Below are 19,270 nucleotides of genomic sequence, written 5' to 3' on the forward strand. Positions count from 1 at the left end.
ATATTAATTGATTAGTTAGTGTCACTTAATTGCCTGATCGTTATATCAACCTTTTCATCCTTCTTCAGCTTCTCCGAAGTGATGATCACTTTCTTTGTCTGTCCAGGCAACAGGTCAAAGAAGTTATCTGTAAATCTCGCCCCTTGAACAGGAATTTCTATGAATACATCCCTGGCCAACTGTTTAGCAGACAAAGTAACCTCATATTTTCCGTCCATCGGTTTCACTTTATAGCGGATTTCAGTTTTCGGGAGTTCCTGATCTTTTGCGTGGTTAAAGTAATAAATTTCTTCGGATAAAACCTCACCTTTCTTGTTTTTTAATGTCATCAGAAGGAACGTATTTTGAGGGCTGGTTGTCATGCCCGCATAAGGTTCCTTAGCATATAAGACAGAAGCATTGGCCGGAACCTCTCCCTTGATATCCTTCTTAGACAGGACTTTACCATTAAAATCCATCACACGCAACCCTAAAGTCACCTCTTTATCCGCTTCCAGCTTGTCCGACATGACGTAAATATTCAAATCCTCTCCTTCTTTGATGGCATTGACCAATACCGGAGCAAACGCTCTTTTTGCCTGATAATGCAGCGCTTTCCAATTGCCATAATAGTCAATGCTGGACCAGGAAACGACCGGCCAGCTGTCATTCAACTGCCAATACAAAGTTCCCATACAATAGGGACGGTTACGACGATGCGCTTCCAAGCCATGGCGTACTCCCACTCCCTGTAAAACCAATCCCATATAAACCAATTGGTCAAAATCCTCGGGCACCTTATAGTACAGTCCCATGGTCTTCTTGATGAGGAAATTACCGATAGTCGCCTTTTGATGAGCATTCATCACCTCCGATTCCAACGCATAATCTTCCGGTGAGGCAAAAGTAGCAATCGTCTTCATTTCAGGAAATGCCTGGAAACCAAACTCGCTCATAAAGCGCGGGATTTCCGTATCCAGACTTTCAAACGGTTTCTGACCATACCAGATCCCCCAGTTATGGCTGTCGGCAATCTTCCAGCTTTCGGGACGTCCCCAATTGGCCTCGTATGGAGAACCGTGCATATAGAAACGGTCCGGATCCAGTTCGGCCACCTTACGGGGCAGCAACTCGCGGAAAAGTTTATCATAGCCCTGCTTCATTCCCTCCATGATACCGGGGTCGGTGTATTTCTTATCCCATCCCCAGTAGCGCATGCCTTCGTAAATTTCATTGTTTCCGCACCACATAGCCAGGCTGGCATGGTTCCGCAAACGTTTGATATTGTATTCCGCCTCAGCCTCCACCCGTTTCATGAAAGCCGGATCAGACGGATAAGTGGTACAAGCAAAAAGGAAATCCTGCCAAACCAGTATTCCATTCTCGTCCGCCGCCCGGTAAAAAGCGTCGTCCTCATAAATACCTCCGCCCCATACACGGATCATATTCATATTGGCGTCTTTCACATCCTTGAACAACCGGCGGTAACGCTCTTCGGTAATGGCGGGCAACAGCGCATCATCCGGGATAAAATTCGCACCTTTGGCAAACATCGGTTCGCCATTGACTACAAAATAGAAAGATTCCCCCTGGTCGTCTTTCTCTTTCACCACCTTTATGGTACGGAGTCCGATACGCTCTTTTTGAGAAGCCACCACTTTATCATCCACCTTTACCTCGGCTTCAAAATCATACAATGCAGGTTCCCCCCAACCATTGGGCATCCATAAATGGGGTTGCTTTATCTCTAAGGGAAGAAGAATATGATTGGTACCCGGCTGCAAAGTCACCTCTTTCCGTCCGGTTACCTTTTCACCGTTCTTATAAGAACAAGCAACGGTTACTTCCGCTTTCTGAGGAGCAGTGGAAACACAGTTTACAGTCAGACGGTTTTCTACTTCCGCCCGTTCTTTCGTCACCGAAGCCTGACGGACATAGTAATCATCCAAGCGTGCCACATCATAGAAAGTCAGTGTCACAGGACGCCAGATGCCACTGGTCACCAGGCGGATTCCCCAATCCCAGCCATAACTGTAAGGTGCCTTACGGCTGTAGATGCTGACCCGCTTGTCACTATGGTCATTATCAGCCGGGTAATCAAAGCCATTGGTTTCCCACTGGGGCAAAGTTTGCTTGATAGGTGAATGAAACAGAATCTGCAAACGGTTCTCCCCCTTCCGCAGCACCTCCTTCACCGGAAGAGTATAGCCGACAAACATATTATCCGTACGTTTCAGCAAAGAGCCGTTCAGATAAATATCCGCATACGTATCCAGTCCTTCGAAAACCAGCAAGGCGGCATCTCTGGAAAGCTGCTCATCCGTCACATTAAAAGTGGTCTTATAGATCCAGTCCTCATTCTCCACCCACTGCACTTTTTGCTCATTCATCCCATAGAACGGATCGGGCAGTTTATGATGAGAAATCAAATCCTGATGTACCGTTCCGGGCACTGTGGCCGGCAGCCATTCATTCCGGCCGGCCTGAGCGAACTCCCATCCCTTATCCAAAATCAAGTTCTCTGATTTCTTATACTCTTTTGCACAGAGCATCATCGGAAAGCATCCTAACATCATCAAAGCTTTTAATGTTTTCTTCATCTTACCTATCTTTTCTTCATTTAAATTATATACTATTCCGTCCGGAACGTAGATGCAGGCAAACCGGCGCCATTTACCAGATTGGCACGCGTAAAAGGCTGCCATCCGTAACGAACGATTTTCGGATCTTTGACCTTCTTACTCCAAACTTTTATTTTACCGTCCTCGACCACTGCCTGTGCCGGATAAAACAATTCGTCTTCACCCGCCACCTCAAACGTGCTGATCGGTTTTCCATCGGAGGTACACAAGCCATCGGCATAATCAAATGAAACATAGGCAGCTCCCCGGGCAAATGAAACCGATTTATAAAGCGGTCCTGAGGGAACGACATTCCGATGTCCATACGTACGGTTCAGCGCCCACGCCGCCAAACGCTCTCCTATTTCCTTTTTCTGTTTAGGATGTACATCCAGCGAATCTCCCCTGTCCGAACTGACAGCCATGCCCGTATGAGGTATCTCAGTCATGAGGCGACGCTGACTGTCTCGGAACCAAGTCCAAGAAGGACGGTCTATACTGGATAACTGCACAAAATAAAAAGGCAGTTCCGCATCATTCCAATTCTTCCGCCAACTTTGAACCAACAAGTTGAATAATTTTTCATGCGCTTCCTTATTATGCGCGTTCGACTCTCCTTGATACCAAATAATTCCTCTTACCGGGAAGTGTTCTAACGGAAGAATTCCCGACTCATACAAATAGCAAGGTTCATACGGATGGCGTTGTTGTTTATCGGTTGATTTTTTCACATTCAGCGCCGCACGCCCACGCACCCAGTCCTGAATAAAATCATTTTGCTTCCAATTGCGTAAAATGGCGGGGAACTGATATTCCAATGTTCTTCTATCGATCCATGCTTCGGTAGGAGAACCACCTATTGCATTACAAATCAGCCCTACAGGTACTTGCAGGCTATCCTGTAATTTCTTACCAAAATAATAAGCGACCGCCGAGAATTTTCCCGCTGTTTCGGGAGAGCATACCTTCCACTCCGTATCCTTATAATATTGCAAATGGTTCAACGAATCAAGTACAGACACCGGCCATTCCACCGCATTGGTACGCCAACGCTCCTTTTGATCAAATAAGCGGATTTGGTCATTCGCGGCATTGGGAACATCCTGCTTCGCTGTGGCACTCCAATTCAAATGAAACTCCATGTTGGATTGTCCCGAGCAAAGCCATACTTCGCCTGCCAGCACATTGTTAAAAGTGAGCAAGCGCTCTGCTGTAGACACAGCCAATGTATAGGGGCCACCTGCCGCCAAGGGGTGAAGAGTCACCCTCCATTTTCCGTCCAGCCCTGTTACCGTTTTCTGCTTCTGTTTCCCGATCGTGACCGTCACTTTATCTCCGGCATTGGCTGTTCCGTGTATGTCAATCGGTCTTCCATACTGCAACACCATGTTGTCCGTAAACAATTCGGGCATTTTCAGTCCTCCATAATTTCCTGTTATTCCTTCGTATGCGGTCTTTGCCAGCAAAGATGCCCCTTCCTCATTGGGGTGCACCGCATCGGGCAATAAATAGGGATATGGATACAAAGGCTTGTGAAAATCAATCAATTGCACATGAGCAGATTTGGCAACAGACTCGATAGCCAGCTGAATTTCCCCTTGCCAGTCACGAGTTCCCGACTCAAAACGCGGATGACGGTCGGCTATGGGAGTAGTACGCGCTATCAAAATACGGCATTTAGGATTCACCACTCTGAAGGAATCAATCAGTGCCCGATAGTCGGAAATAAAGAAGTCCCGATAATTAGGCCAGTTACGGGGATCAGTATCATTTACCCCCAAATGAATGACAACAATATCACCGGCAAAAGCCAGTGCGTCTTTAAATTCTTTTTGTTGCATATAGGGGCGGTGTCCCTTATTCAGCAGAGTAGCTCCGGGTTTACCAAAACGTTCAACCTTATATTTTTCACCCAACATCCGTTGCAACTGTGCAGGATATGAATCTTTATCAGGATTTGCCACCCCTATACCATAGGTGATGCTGTTGCCTACACAAGCAACCTTCACCGGCTCCTGCGCAAATGAAACGGCACAAAAGCACACACATAAAGTCAGAATCAGTATTTTTTTCATTTCTTATCAATATAAGGTTTTACAATATCACGCCACAGCAAATACCCTTTTCCTAATAAATGCAATCCATCATTGGTATATGCAGGGTTCATCTTTCCGGTATCCCCATCCACAAAGTGACTGTACAAGTCCACATAGGTAACCCCTTCCTTTACCGCCAACGGTTCCAACAAATCATTAATCTGTTTTACCACCTGCCAGCGTGACGTATGCCCGTTAAACTTGCCGTAGCAATCATTTACCGGCAATACACTTTGCAAATATAATTTTGTTTTTGGAGATTCCCGCTTTATTTTCTGAACAATCATACTGATTTCTGCAATAATTTTATCAGCAGATGTTCCCCGAGAGACATCATTGATGCCGATCAGCAAAAAGATCTTTGCCGGTTTCCCCTCTACAATCGGGTCCAGGCGGTCATATACGCCCATACAGACATCTCCACTGATGCCTCTGTTCTTTACATTCTTATTTTGAAACAACTCGGTCCACTCGCAACCATTGGTAATGCTGTTCCCCAAGAAAATAATATCTTTTGAGGTAACCGGAAGCTCTTCAAACAAAGTAGCCCTCTGCTCATAAAAAGTAGAGTACTTGCGTTCCTGGGCAAACTGGGGAAGTGCAAGTAATAATCCTAAAAATAATAGAGCAAAACTTTTCATTTATGTTGTTTTTCTGGTGAATAAATCAATCCTTCTACAGCTTTTTCTCCATCAAGCGTCACAAAGACCGTAGTAAACATCCATTTCACAAGACGCGTCTCAGCCATCTTAAACTTACCGATAGGCAACTTTAAGAAAACCTTGTTCCAGCCTTTATTTAAATGCACCGCCAATGGAGGTCTTCCTACGCAATTCTCATTTCCCAAAGGTACTTCATAACTTTTTACCTTATGCGTATCAGTCCATACGGGAGGCAGTATTTCCTTATCATTAATCCAGATACGGCTCTCTTTGTAATCCCATTTACCAGGCAATGGAGCCAAATCCATCTCCGAACGGCTGTAGTTCTGAAACTCCGCCCACAATCCTACCTCCTGAGCATTGGGCGAATACACCCAAGTATACGCATAAGCCGTATGATTTTCCTGAGGATCCGCATAGAAAGCAGGAACCATATTCCCCCATACATGACGCAGATAAATGCCTGCTCCTGTAGCCTGCCTTACCCCGTAAGTTTTTCCTTCATATTCATAGCTATCCTTCAGTTCCTCTTCGGGAGGAAATACTTTAGAGAGGTTTCCGTCGTTAGGAAAAGCATCCGTAATATTCCATTTCACATTAGTCTGTTTCACATAAGCGAAAGGATATCCTTTAAACGTATGCTCCTTATGCCACAACATGCGTTTTTCAAAATCAGCGAATTCTTTGAATGCTTCCGTGTCTTCGGGTGGAAGTATCGTACCCAGTCCGTCAAAATATTCCGTACCTCCCCCTCTCCAGGCACGCTCGGCAATAGCAAGCATATTGGGGTACAGGCCATTTTCAATGACCAGGTTCCATTCCTTGTCAATCAAACGGTCGTGCCACAAAGCCAATATGGTTCCCGCAATGTCCTCACTGCCTTCTGTCTGATTATAAATACGGCTATTATACAAAGCCACAATATCGCCGAACACATCAAAATGATTCAGATAATGAAATTTGGAATCAATAGCGGGAATACCCGGCTGCGCCTTTCCACGGTAACTCCATAAATGTGTCATATCAATCTCCCCCGGCTTATAATGCCATCCCGGATTCCAGGATATTACTTTTTTCCCTTTAGAACGCACATACGCTACCATTTCGGGTACAAAATGCGGATTAGTAAACTCCACCTCATCCGTTCCTATATGCAAATAAGGCACATCGAATGTCTCGCACACCTCATCCAGTAACAGTTTCAAGATCTTCATCCCTTCCGAACTTTGCATATCATGACGGAAAGCACGCACAAAAGCAGCACTGTGACCCGGCATATCTATCTCAGGGATCAACATCACCTGATGCTTCTTACAGAAATCCACTAATTCGCGGGCTTCTTCCAATGTATAGTACTTTCCCGGCATACGAGTGGTGTTCACACTGTCATTCAGCATCGGAAATATTTTACTTTCCAAACGCCATGCCTGGTTTTCGGTAAGATGCCAATGGAACACATTGATTTTGAAACGTGACAAGATTTCTATCTCCCTCTTCAACTCCTCCATGGAGATATAGCTGCGTCCTACATCCTGCATAAATCCGCGAATACGGAAAGCAGGCCAGTCCACCATTTCACATCCGGCAAAAGAACTTCTTTTCCCTTTTTTCTTTTCCAACTGGCGCAGCGTCTGCATAGCCCAATACACTCCACGCTCCGTTACGGCTTCTATCTTTATCTGCTTGTTTGTAACAGAGAGACGATAGGCTTCATCTCCGTTCAACGGTGCTTCATCAATAGATGAAACAAGTTCCACTTTAATAACAGAAGATGACTGGTCAACAATTTCACCACCCGCATTAACAATAAAAACTTCCCACTCCGACTTCAGCACCGGAGTAGAAAGTTTCACCTTTCCCATACTAAAGTTCTTCCCGGTATCCTTACATATCTGAGGCTTAGGAAGTAACGAGATACTCGTTTGCGCTATCACAACAGCACAAACGAGTATCATTCCAAGAAAACTAGAAAATCTACGCTTCATTTATTTGGTCTTAATAATGTCTTTCAGTTTTACCGCCTGGAAAGTCATGTGAGCTACGCTACTTTCGTACAGGATACCTACAGTTTCCTTGTCAATCATAGTCAGACAGCTATATCCCCAACCCCAGCCGGCATCCAGCAGCAGCTGGTTTTCGGGCAACCAGGTAACTCCCCCGTCCAAACTTGCCTTGATGGTAATGCTATGACGGTTCTTGGTATCATTCGGATTAGAGAATAAAAGAATATCCTTGCCTAATACATTATCTTCAGCCTTAACACTGATCAAGCTTGCCATACAAACCGGTTCCTGTAATGCCGTACGTGAAGATACATGTTCTTTCCAAGTTTTACCCATATCTGTAGTGGTAGATACAGCACGGCTGCCGCCGCGGTTATCACGCATGTTCAGCATCAGCACACCCGGCTCCACTTCCGCTACCTGAGACTCTGTCGTATTAGTGCGTGCCAATGTACTGATCTTCCATGTCTTTCCATGATCCTTACTATAAATAATACCTGCATTAGGAATACGGTCACTGCCAATATACTGGCTGGCAAATACCAATGTTCCGTCTTCCATAGAGATGCCTCTACCGGGACCTTGCAGCAAGAAATACCAGGACGGATCTTTCACCTGTTCCGTCACATTCATAGGTTCAGACCAGGTTTTACCATCATCATCACTCTTTACCATCATTAATTGTGCAGTATGGTTACGATCCATACCGGTCTGGGAATTCCACCATGCACGGCCGTTACCCATGCCATGTGTCCAGGCAGCGACAATCCAGATCGTTCCGGTCTTCTTATCAACCAGAATGGCAGGGTCACCTACTCCGTTCTGTGCCTTGGGCAGACCGTCATATTCTCCAAATGCCATCGGAATGCGCATTTTCTCCCAAGTCTGTCCGCCATCCGTGCTCCGGCTCAAACCTATTTCCACATACTCCTGTAAATCCGCACTATTATTATAGCGCACATCATATACTCCTAACAAGGTTCCTTTATTTGAAGTCACCAATCCGGGAATACGATAGGCAGCCGCCCCGTCATCACCGGCATGACGCACACCGACTCCCATGTAATGAGTATCCGCCTTGCGGACCATCTTCAATGGAGCAACCTGTCCGTCAACCTTGGCTTCCGCCACTTCCGCCGACACTTTGGACAGAACGGAAGCTGTAGGCTTCATCTGCAGGCTGATCCAGAAATAATTCACTCCCGGAAACAGCTTTTGGTCAGCTTTTAATATAACCTCACGCTTCGGAGCCTTCACTTCCGACTTCAAAACGGAATAAGAAGTATTGGCAACCAATGTTTTTCCCGGAATATTATTAGGTATATAATCTACCGGAGCGAAATAAGTCTTTCCCCTCTTTTCCGCACTTTCGGTTCCGCCATAATAAAGTTTCACAGCCTCAATCTCATTCAGATTCACGTCTTTACCGAAATTCAGTTTCACTTCATTCAGCATCTGACTCTGAGCAGCCTCTATACGCAAATGAAACAACTCATTATCCTGTCTTTCAATCAACACAGGAATTCGGGTTTCGCGAACAGCAACCGTATCTGCCGCCGCACTCAACTTGAAGGGTGCTAATATAAAAACAATAATTAGCAGTAATAAGTTAGGGTTTCTCATAATATTTATAATTTTACGGGCGTAAAAATAAAAGTTTTTATTGAAATTAGAAAATAAAAAGGCGGTTTCTTTATTAATTTCATAAAGAGCACCACCTTTTTACGCAATTAAAGATTATTATCCGCCAAAAATTTAATAACCAACGGTTTGTTTCAACAATGGATTATTAGTGAGAGCCCCTTGGTTGACAGGCCAAAGCAAACGGGCAGACTCTGCCGGAGTATAGTCAAGCACGTATGAATCACCAAAGCGCCGCAAATCATACCATCGTTTTCCTTCCAGCATAAACTCGAACAAACGTTCCTGCAGAACGGCATCCGCCGGATCCTTATCAACCTCCTGATTGGGAAAGCCCACTGTTGAGGCATCATACGCATCACCAAACGCACGCTGACGCACCTGGTTTATCTCCGCCGCCGGATCCTCGCCCAAAAGCACCTCCGCCTCGGCCAGCATCAACAACAAATCAGAATATCTATAAACAGGATAATCATCACATCTCACCCGCGTACTTCCATTCATAACTCCCCAATACTTATGCGGATACAATCCCACCAATTCCAATTTGCCATTTTCCACCTTATTATATACATCTTTCAATGTGACATCACGACGGGTGTCTCCCGGCAGAAATTTCCTGAAATTCTCCAATTTCACCATCAGGCGCATGATGCCGAAATTATTCTCGACAGACGTATTTATCAAAGTACCATCCGCATTATAGAATTTCCCTAAATAATCTGCCTGTGGAAACAGGTCATTATTTCCATTCCACAAATTGTATTCAAACAATTCATTATGAATCGTAAAGATAATCTCTTTATTACCTTTATTATCATAAGCAAATACTCCCTGAAAGGTATCCATCAGGTCCAGGTTATTACGGCTGATATTATTCTGTATGTCAACCAACGCATTCTTTGCCATCCGGGCAGCTCCTTCTCCCCCGTCACGATGGGCGCTCCACAGATATACATCCGCTTTCAGCATCAATGTGGCAGCCTTTGACCACAACGATTTTTTTTCCTTTATGGTATAATCGGACCCAAAATAACTTAATGACGATTCTATATCTTTTTTTACCTGCTCAAAGATTTCGGCAGCCGGAGTTGCCGCCTTTGCCAGTTTACCCACTTCGAAGCCCAGACTAGGTTCCTCCGTAAACACGGCATCCCCCCATGAACGGTATAACTGATACATATAATAAGCACGCAATCCATACACCTGTCCCAAATAGTAATTTCTGGCACTTTCAGTCAACACCTCCGTATGGATAGTTCTGCTGATAAACAAGTTCATTTGGTTGATATTCTGATACAAATCGCCAAATCCATTGATTCCGGGATTCTCCGCATTCAATGTATTATAGGGAAAACGCTCCATTCCCTGAGTGGCTTCCCCTCCGAAAGGAATCCCTCCAAAGACATCACTTCTTGCCTCACCCAGTAAAAACATATTCCACGAATGGCTTCTGAACCGGCTATGCAATCCAAAGACAAATGAATCAAACTGCTCCGGAGTCTTCCAATAATTCAAATCAGTGATATCACTCACCGGATCCATATCCAACGAAGTACATCCACCGGCCAACATAGCCGATGCGGCAAAAGCCAATATTATCTTTTTTATTTTCATACCTTTTCTCTATTTACGTATTAAAATGACAATTGCAAACCAAACAATACGGTTCTCGAGGTAGGATAGCGTCCATTGTCTATACCACCACGCCCATTTGCCTGAATATCCATTACCGGTTCCGGAGAAGTTCCGTCATATCCGGTAATATAGAATAGATTCTGCCCCGTAACATACACGGACGCGTCAGTCAGAAACACCTTGTTTATAAGATTCTTCGGGAATTTATAACTCAAGGTAACCTCACGCAGGCACAGATAATCTCCCTTTTCATAAAAACTAGAGTTGTTATTGTTCAGATTCGTTGTACCATTATTAGAACGGGTGATATTCTTCTTGGCATTCTGGTCGGCCCAATAAAATTTAGGAATACCAGTTTCCGTATTGGTTTCAGACCAGGAATCCCTGACATCCGTAATCAAATTGAACGATCCGTTATACTGTCCCAGAATTCTCGCCTTCAAGTCATTGTAAATGGTATGACCTACCGCATAGTCAAACCGACCGTATAAAGACCAGTTTTTATAGTTCAGCGTGGTAGAGAAACCACCGGTCCATTTCGGATAGATGTTACCTACTACCTGACGGTCGTATGAATTTATAATATGATCCCCATTCTTGTCGTCCCACAATACATCACCCGGTTCAATGGGTTTCCACCCCGGCTTTCCTGCATATTCGGCAGCTTTATCCGGCCCATACAGGTTAGCAACTTCATCCACAAAGTCACCGGCATGGTTTCTCACATCATCCCAGTCACGCAAGATACGCACTTGCTTGTAAGCAATGATATCACCCAAACTTTTTCCTTCCTGAATACCACCTAGCCAAACCAACGAGTTGGATTTCGGATCCCATACCTGCTCACCTCCCTGGCGGTTGTTTACATTTCCGTTAAAAGGCAGCTTTTTCACTATATTCTTCACAAACGAAGTATTAGCAGTGACATCCCATGACCAATCCTTCCTCGTCAACAGATTTACCTTGGCCTCCAATTCAAAGCCACGGTTGCTGATTGTTCCCAGATTCGTCTTGAACGAGGGAAATCCCGTATATTCCGGCAAATTCACATCAGTCAGCAAATCGGAAGTCGTACGGTTATAATAGTCCATAATCATGTGAACCCGATTATTAAAGAAACCCAGATCAAGCCCCAGTTCAAACGTATGGCTCTTTTCCCAACGCAATTTACTATTGACCACTCCCGTGTTCAGATAACCTAAATTCCCATCATAAGCACCTACCGAGCCATATTTGCCATATACATCAAAGTTACCGATACCGTTTACATTACCATTCAACCCATAACTGATACGCGGTTTGATCAAAGACACCACCTCCGAGAACTTCGAATCCTTAAAGAAAGCCTCTTCGTGCACATTCCAGCCGGCAGATATACCGGGGAAAAATCCCCAGCGATTGTCAGATAGTTTGGAAATACCGTCATAACGGGCTACCAACGACACCATATAACGATAATTATAGTCATAATTAACACGGGCGAAACCGGACAGAATGCGATAACCGGTCTTGGTAGAAGTAGTATAAGTACGATTGGTACCTGCATTCAAAGTGGGTATATCGTCTGTAGGAGCACCAGAAACACGCGCCTCCAGGTTCTGATACTGATAATCAAAATACTCGCCGCCCACCATGGCATTGATATTATGTCCGCTAAAACCTTTTTTATATTCCAGCGTCAACGCATGCTGCTGTTGGAACACTTTCGTGTTTGTTTGCGAGGCATTACGGTTGGTGTTAGGTGCCTGCCCTATCTGCTGATACTTCTTTTCGAACAGTTCAAACTGATGATCGGTATAATACATAGAACTGTTTCCGTTCAGGAACAATTGCTGCGGAAGGATTTCCAATGCAAAACCGATATTAAACGAAGTCTTACGGTTCGTTGTGGAACGAGTCAGTTTATCTTTCCAATAATAAGGATTACCATCCTGGTTACTCCATCCGGCAGCAGGACTTCCGTCATCATTCCACGGATTCCAGGTGGGGAACATACTCATGGTACGGTAAAACAACTCATATTCTCCTGTTTCTCCGTTCCAGGGACTTTTCAGGTCGTAAGTCCACAAATCGGGCATCTTGGACCATGAGAAACTGCCACCGGCATTCACTGTCAGGACAGGCAGTAATTTGTACGAACCGTTGATAGTACCGTTCACACGCTTATAATTGGTGGAAATAATCTGGCCATCTTCTGAATAATATCCCAAAGATGAAGAGAAAGTTCCTTTATCATTACCTCCCGACAGACTCAAATAATGATCTTGTGTAAACGCCGCATTACGAAATGTGAGGTCATGCAGTTCACCGGCATGGTTTCTAAAAATCAAAGTATTGCCGGGATCTGCAGGATCCGTCATAGACTGCCATCCTTCGTTCAGCAGATGCTTGTTGGTATCCGTCATAAAAGCCAGATCCACTCCGGAGTTCACACCGAAACCTTTCTGGTTTTCCATGCTCGAACCACCATTGGTACGCTGCCAGCCCAAACGCTGATAATACAAATAGTCACCGGCATCCAGGTACTTATACCCTTCACGTGCAAAGTTTATCCCCCCTTTGAATTTGTAAGTGATCTGCGTCCTGCCTTCCACTCCCTTTCTGGTCGTTACCAAAATAACACCGTTATTGGCACGGGCACCATAAATAGCTGTAGAAGCCGCATCTTTCAACACCTGTATGGATTCAATGTCCGAGGGATTGATATCATCCATAGAACGGACAATGCCATCTACGACTACCAACGGGCCTTCCAGGTTCTTGTTTATAGAAGCGCCACCACGCAAAACAATGTTAGGCGAACTGCCCGGTTTGCCCGAAGTATTTGTCACGCGCAACCCGCTGACCGTTCCCTGCAAGGATTGTGCCGCATTACTCATAGCTGCATTTTGCAACACTTTATCGTCCAGCTTCGAAATAGAATTCGTCATCAACGATCGTTTCTGACTCATACCATAACCGGTCACCACGACCTCATCCAGCATTTCCGCATCTTCTTTTAAAATAACTTTGTAGGTATTTGGTGCCCCCACAACAATTTGTTGTGTTTTGTAGCCGATGTAACTAACATCCAGCTTCGCCCCCACAGACGCCTGAATCGTAAAGTTACCATCTACATCAGTTATTGTACCATTGGTTGTCCCTACCTCCAGGACACTCGCTCCGATAATGGGTTCACCGGCGGCATCTGCCACCACCCCCGTTATCGTTTTTGTCTGCGCCATCATGTTTATTGAAAAACAGAGGCACACGATAAGAAATAGAGCTCTCTTCATGAATCTCAGATTTGGTTGATAATTTAATGTTTAAATAAAAAAGTTTAATCAAGTGCTAGTTTCAAAACCCCTCTAAAAGAAAATAGTTTTAAAATCAACAGCGAATATATGCGCATATATTTAGTATATACAAGAGACAAAAGAATCTATATCCTTTGTCAGTGTTTATTTTTTAGAATAAACTAAATATTAAAGCATATTTTAAAAAGTTACATAAGGGAATAACTCAAAAAAGAAAAAAAGGTTCATAAGGAGAAGATATAACATGCATGATTTTGGAGATGAGGCAAAGAAGGTTCGTTCAGGGATATTTATCAGGTAATCCTGTATCACGCAAAGAAACAAAAAAAACGCTAACTAACTTGTCTACAGTCAATTAGCGTTTTATCAAGTACACCCGATGAGAATCGAACTCATATCGTCGGAACCGGAATCCGGTATTCTATCCATTGAACTACGGGTGCGTCTGAAACTTGGACGTGCAAAGGTATAAAATATATTGTCTTCCTCCTAATAATTTGAGATATTTATCTATCAAAATAATATTTTGCACATTACTTTAAGCACAAAAGAATCAATTTGATTATATTTTCACCTAAATATATATCAATATCACAAATAATTTCTATATTTGCAAGCAATTAAAATAAATAGATCAATTTTACAATGAGTTACCTAATTAAACCAGCTAACTATAAAGCCTTGCTTGATTTAAAACAAACAGAGTTAGGCATTAAGCAAATAAAAGAGTTCTTCCAACAGAACTTGTCGTCAGAATTGCGTCTGCGCCGTGTCACCGCCCCGCTATTTGTCTTGAAAGGAATGGGTATTAATGATGACTTGAGCGGAACCGAACGACCGGTATCTTTCCCTATCAAAGACTTGGGAGACGCACAGGCCGAAGTTGTCCATTCACTGGCAAAATGGAAAAGACTGACCTTGGCCGATTATAATATAGAGCCGGGTTATGGCATCTATACCGATATGAACGCCATCCGGGCCGATGAAGAATTAGGTAATCTCCACTCACTATATGTAGACCAGTGGGACTGGGAGCGCGTGATCACCAAAGAACAGCGCACGGTTGATTTCCTGAAACAAATAGTAATCCGCATCTATGCAGCCATGCGCCGCACAGAATATATGGTCTGCGAAATGTATCCGCAAATCAAACCTTTCCTGCCACATGACATCCATTTCATCCACTCGGAAGAACTTTGCCAGATGTACCCCGACAAGACCCCGAAAGAGCGCGAACATGCCATCTCACAAAAATACGGTGCGGTATTTATTATAGGTATAGGCTGCAAGCTGAGTGACGGAAAAGAACATGACTTGCGCGCACCTGACTATGACGACTACACCACCATCAACCCGGAAACCGGACTTCCCGGCCTGAACGGTGACTTGCTGGTCTGGGACAAAGTACTGGACCGTTCTGTCGAGCTTTCCTCTATGGGTATCCGCGTGGATAAGGAAGCACTGATCCGCCAACTGGCACTCAGTGGACAGGAAAAACGCAAGGAACTTTATTTCCACAAACGTCTGCTGGACGAAACCCTGCCTTTATGCATCGGTGGCGGTATAGGACAGTCACGACTCTGTATGCTTTATTTACAGAAAGCCCATATAGGCGAAATTCAAGCCAGTATATGGCCTGAAGACATGAGAAAAGAATGCGCTCAACTGGGCATGCAACTTATTTGATTATAATTATCAGCAATCAAGGAAGAGGGTGATACAAAAGTCATCCTCTTTTTATTTGTCATTTTTGCAAATAACCCCTATCTTTAACGCACATTTTTAATAAAAAGAAATGCCATGAACGTACAAATAGAAGAAAGCTGGAAACAACATCTGGCACCCGAATTTGAAAAAGATTACTTCATCAAGCTCACAGAGTTTGTGAGAAGCGAATACCAGACTACCACTATTTACCCTCCGGGCAGACTCATATTCAATGCCTTCAACCTGTGTCCGTTTGATAAAGTGAAAGTCGTCATTATCGGCCAAGACCCCTATCATGGCCCCGGCCAAGCGCACGGGCTTTGCTTTTCTGTAAACGACGGAGTAGCTTTTCCTCCTTCCCTACAGAATATTTTTAAAGAAATACAAAGCGATTTGGGCTCCCCCATCCCCACCTCAGGCAATCTGACCCGCTGGGCCAACCAAGGAGTCTTATTACTCAATGCCACACTGACAGTCCGTGCCCACCAAGCTGGTTCTCACCAACGCCGGGGCTGGGAAGAATTTACAGATGCGGCCATCCGTATACTGGCAGAACAACGTGAGCATATCGTATTCATCTTATGGGGGGCCTATGCACAGAAAAAGGGAGCCTTCATTGACCGCAACAAGCATCTGGTACTGGCGTCCGCACACCCGTCCCCCCTATCAGCCTACAATGGTTTCTTTGGCAACAAGCACTTCAGCCACACCAACGAATATCTGCAAGCACACGGGAAAACACCGATTGAGTGGTAGGCGTAAATTAAAAATTGAGAATTAAAAAATGAGCAATCGCTGCACATGATTACCGTACCGGCAGTGATCTCTCATTTTTTATTTCTCAATTATCAATATCTCCTAGTACCAATTCACCGCACTACCCGTATTGCTTCGCTGATCCCACTTCAAGGCATCAGTCAGCATGCTGGAATTGGCACGAATACTAAAGTTATAGGAAGTAAAGGGACCGAATACCAAACCGCAGCTCATATTGAAACAGTGCAGGTCACGGCTGATATTGACTGTTGTCATTGACATCTCTTTTGTATTAAAATCATATCCCGAAGAATAATTCACATTCCAGCGGCTACCCAGCTTTACATTACCGGACACATTCAAAGAGTGAGTCACCGAATACGGATAACGCATACTCTTGATGTTAATTTGCTTGTTTCTGTCCTCACGAATACTGTAACTATAACTCAAGCTCAATGACCATGGCATCTTGAAAGCCATATAACCATCCGGATCCACAGCCGCCTTTTCCGTCTTTTTCAAGCCGGACTTATTTTCCTCCTTATTTTCATTGGCATCATCACCATACTCATCCAGATCTTCATTTTTCTTGTCTTTATCATCCTTACTATCCTTTCCTTCTTTCGGACCGAACCATTTTTTCCACGAATCATTGTTCAGCGTATAAGAGAACGAACCGCTATATCCCTGGAAGCGTCCAAAACGTCCGTATGACCATTCCGTGCGGTTACCCTCCCGGACTGTTCCATTCTCATCAAACTCATAAGCATACGTGGCAAACTGGGCATTCATATTAAAAGTATAACTCTTGGTCAGCTTCAAACGCAGGTTCATGCTCAAATTCCCCCATGGCTTCTCCTTGGCCGCCGCATTATAAGAGATACTAGCTCCCAACTGGTCAATCAAACTGATTTTCTTCACTCCGGTAGTATCCGAATCGGACTTCACTTTCATTTCCACATTGTTATCTACAGAGAAAGTGAAATTCTCGGACTTGCCACTGGGCGAGAAAGAATAAGGCAAACCTTCATAAGGATTATAAGTCTTAGTACGCACCTCTCCATCCGTATCGGTATAAGTATAGCTGCCAACATATCCATATTTGGAAGTACTGAAGTCTGGTGCATAACTCATGCTGACCGAAGGAGTGAAGACGTGACGGATCATTTCAATCTTGTCGCCAAACAGTTTCTTCCACGGTTTATAGAAACCATACATCTTGGTATTCACCTGCAAACTCAAATCATAGTTATACACACGGTTAAAACCGTTGATGGTATCTTTCCGTACACTATTAGGAGCCGATGGATCATAGCTCTGCTCCACCTTGCGCATGTACCAACGTTCGGTATAGTTGAAAGAAGGCACGATATTGATATACTTGAACAAAGTAAATGTAGCGCTGACAGGAATCTTGTGCTGCATACCATTGGTCCATTTATTCAAACCTTGCTTCAGGATCAGGTTATCCTTGGTATTGATAGAATTAGTTACCTGACCTGTATATTGAAGTGAAATCTTTTCGTACCAGCGTTCATCTCCTACCGCCTTCTTACGCTTGAACGGATAAATACGGTTCAAGGAAATATTCAAATCCGGTAAAGTCACACTGATAGAAGAGTCACGTGTATTCTGGGAGATATTGAATGTGCTGGACAAGTTCAATCCTATCTCGGGGAAATTGCGCGAATAGCTCACACTAGACGTCTTGGTGTTATTTGAATATTGCTGCGGGTTATACAAGCTGCTCAGGTTGCGCTGGTCATAACTACTGGTCGCAAAGTTCACATTAGCCGAGAAAGAGCTGTTAGGACTGGCCTTGGCATCCTGTCTGTGGCTCCATGCGATTCTGAAGTCCTTTGTAACCATATAGTCCGGCATATTCTTCTCACCGGTCTTCGTCACCAGATAACTGGCATTGAAATTACCGCTATATCTATACCTTTTATTATAATTGGACTGCACGGAAAGCCCCCACGATCCTTTCGTAAAGATTTCACCCAACAGTTTCAAATCCATACGGTCGCTGATAGCGAAATAATATCCACCATCACGCAAATAAAAACCACGATTCATCTCATCACCGTATGTAGGCATAATGAATCCCGACGAATAACTGCTGTTAAACGGGAAAAAGCCAAAAGGAATAGCGATAGGCAAAGGTACATCCTCCACCACCAACTGGGCAGGGCCGAATACTACATTTTTCTTAGGCCGCACTTTCGCCATGGAAAGTTTCAGATAGAAGTGAGGATGCTCGTGATTATCACATGTAGTGTATCGTCCGTGACGCAGATAAAGCTCGTCATTGGCACCTTTCTTCGACTCCTCACTGGTTACGTATCCTTCCCCCTGCTGAGTAACGATATTATTAATGAATCCTTTCTTCGACTTGAAATTATAACGCATAATTTTCGACTCGTACGGAGTCTCTCCATCCTTAAAGACAGGGGTACCTTTTTCCACGCCAACCGAATCGGGCACACCCCGGGCAAATACCGTGCTGCTGTCCATGTTCATGGTAATCACGGCGGAGGTCAGCTCAATTTTCTCATAGTTTACCTTACCGTCACCATACAGATGGGCATATCCACCCTCTGTGAATACGATGGAGTCATTAGCTTCATAAACAACAGGTGCGTCCAACGGCTGCCTTTTTTTAGGTGCAACCGTATCGATAGACAATGTATCTACCAAAGTACTATCTACTTTCAGGGAATCATTGCCGGATGCAGGGTTCCGCTTTCTGCGTTGAGCACCCGTACTTAAAGAAAGCAACAGGCATGCAAATAGTAGTAGGAATGTTATAAATCTATGTCGTTTTAGTGGCGTCATTCACAAATCATTTACGCTTTTGAGGGGCAAAATTAA

At 44.2% G+C, this 19,270-nt stretch carries 10 protein-coding genes and 1 tRNA gene; 2 read left to right on the forward strand and 9 right to left on the reverse strand.

The features are described 5' to 3' along the window. Positions 1-11: 11 nt before the first annotated feature. The 8 genes from ACYQ0C_RS15530 to ACYQ0C_RS15565 all read right to left on the reverse strand — a co-directional run bounded on the left by ACYQ0C_RS15530 (position 12) and on the right by ACYQ0C_RS15565 (position 14,379). A complete protein-coding gene (locus ACYQ0C_RS15530; protein WP_016275674.1) occupies positions 12-2,579 on the reverse strand; it encodes a beta-mannosidase in 2,568 nt (855 codons plus the stop codon). Positions 2,580-2,611: 32 nt separating this feature from the next. Continuing rightward, positions 2,612-4,675: a GDSL-type esterase/lipase family protein gene (locus ACYQ0C_RS15535; protein WP_016275673.1), complete on the reverse strand. Its 2,064-nt coding sequence runs from the start codon at positions 4,673-4,675 to the stop codon at positions 2,612-2,614. Further along, positions 4,672-5,337 carry an SGNH/GDSL hydrolase family protein gene (locus ACYQ0C_RS15540; protein WP_016275672.1) on the reverse strand — a complete coding sequence of 222 codons (666 nt, stop codon included), beginning with the start codon at positions 5,335-5,337 and terminating at the stop codon, positions 4,672-4,674. The genes ACYQ0C_RS15535 and ACYQ0C_RS15540 overlap by 4 nt, the downstream gene beginning before the upstream one ends. Next, complete coding sequence (locus ACYQ0C_RS15545; protein WP_371327427.1) at positions 5,334-7,313, reverse strand: family 20 glycosylhydrolase; 1,980 nt, start codon at positions 7,311-7,313, stop codon at positions 5,334-5,336. The genes ACYQ0C_RS15540 and ACYQ0C_RS15545 overlap by 4 nt, the downstream gene beginning before the upstream one ends. A gap of 30 nt (positions 7,314-7,343) precedes the next feature. After that, positions 7,344-8,984, reverse strand: a complete 1,641-nt coding sequence (locus ACYQ0C_RS15550; protein WP_016275670.1) for a sialidase family protein — start codon at positions 8,982-8,984, stop codon at positions 7,344-7,346. Between the two features lie 132 nt (positions 8,985-9,116). Then, entirely contained in the window at positions 9,117-10,619 is a 1,503-nt protein-coding gene (gene nanU, locus ACYQ0C_RS15555; protein WP_016275669.1) for a SusD family outer membrane lipoprotein NanU, read from the reverse strand. A 20-nt stretch (positions 10,620-10,639) separates the two neighbouring features. After that, positions 10,640-13,915, reverse strand: a complete 3,276-nt coding sequence (locus ACYQ0C_RS15560) for a SusC/RagA family TonB-linked outer membrane protein (RefSeq protein ID WP_025076595.1) — start codon at positions 13,913-13,915, stop codon at positions 10,640-10,642. Positions 13,916-14,307: 392 nt separating this feature from the next. Continuing rightward, positions 14,308-14,379: transfer RNA gene (locus ACYQ0C_RS15565), tRNA-Arg, on the reverse strand. Positions 14,380-14,581: 202 nt separating this feature from the next. On the opposite strand from ACYQ0C_RS15565, the gene asnA reads away from it, so the two are divergent. Continuing rightward, positions 14,582-15,622: an aspartate--ammonia ligase gene (gene asnA / locus ACYQ0C_RS15570; RefSeq protein ID WP_016275667.1), complete on the forward strand. Its 1,041-nt coding sequence runs from the start codon at positions 14,582-14,584 to the stop codon at positions 15,620-15,622. Positions 15,623-15,736: 114 nt separating this feature from the next. Beyond that, positions 15,737-16,399 (forward strand): uracil-DNA glycosylase, encoded by a 663-nt coding sequence (ung, locus tag ACYQ0C_RS15575; protein ID WP_016275666.1) that lies wholly within the window; start codon positions 15,737-15,739, stop codon positions 16,397-16,399. Positions 16,400-16,501: 102 nt separating this feature from the next. Here the strand turns inward: ung and ACYQ0C_RS15580 are convergent, their stop codons facing one another. Next, on the reverse strand, positions 16,502-19,234 hold the full coding sequence (locus tag ACYQ0C_RS15580) for a putative LPS assembly protein LptD (protein WP_016275665.1): 2,733 nt from the start codon (positions 19,232-19,234) through the stop codon (positions 16,502-16,504). Positions 19,235-19,270: the final 36 nt, after the last annotated feature.

It is taken from the genome of Phocaeicola sartorii JCM 17136 = DSM 21941 (genome assembly GCF_054653615.1).

Bases quoted from the DNA above. Each gene is read 5' to 3' on its own strand.
- asnA (WP_016275667.1), top strand. From the start codon at position 14,582: ATGAGTTACCTAATTAAACCAGCTAACTATAAAGCCTTGCTTGATTTA.
- ACYQ0C_RS15530 (WP_016275674.1), bottom strand. From the start codon at position 2,579: ATGAAGAAAACATTAAAAGCTTTGATGATGTTAGGATGCTTTCCGATG.
- ACYQ0C_RS15540 (WP_016275672.1), bottom strand. From the start codon at position 5,337: ATGAAAAGTTTTGCTCTATTATTTTTAGGATTATTACTTGCACTTCCC.
- ACYQ0C_RS15580 (WP_016275665.1), bottom strand. From the start codon at position 19,234: ATGACGCCACTAAAACGACATAGATTTATAACATTCCTACTACTATTT.
- nanU (WP_016275669.1), bottom strand. From the start codon at position 10,619: ATGAAAATAAAAAAGATAATATTGGCTTTTGCCGCATCGGCTATGTTG.
- ACYQ0C_RS15550 (WP_016275670.1), bottom strand. From the start codon at position 8,984: ATGAGAAACCCTAACTTATTACTGCTAATTATTGTTTTTATATTAGCA.
- ACYQ0C_RS15535 (WP_016275673.1), bottom strand. From the start codon at position 4,675: ATGAAAAAAATACTGATTCTGACTTTATGTGTGTGCTTTTGTGCCGTT.
- ung (WP_016275666.1), top strand. From the start codon at position 15,737: ATGAACGTACAAATAGAAGAAAGCTGGAAACAACATCTGGCACCCGAA.
- ACYQ0C_RS15545 (WP_371327427.1), bottom strand. From the start codon at position 7,313: ATGATACTCGTTTGTGCTGTTGTGATAGCGCAAACGAGTATCTCGTTA.
- ACYQ0C_RS15560 (WP_025076595.1), bottom strand. From the start codon at position 13,915: ATGAAGAGAGCTCTATTTCTTATCGTGTGCCTCTGTTTTTCAATAAAC.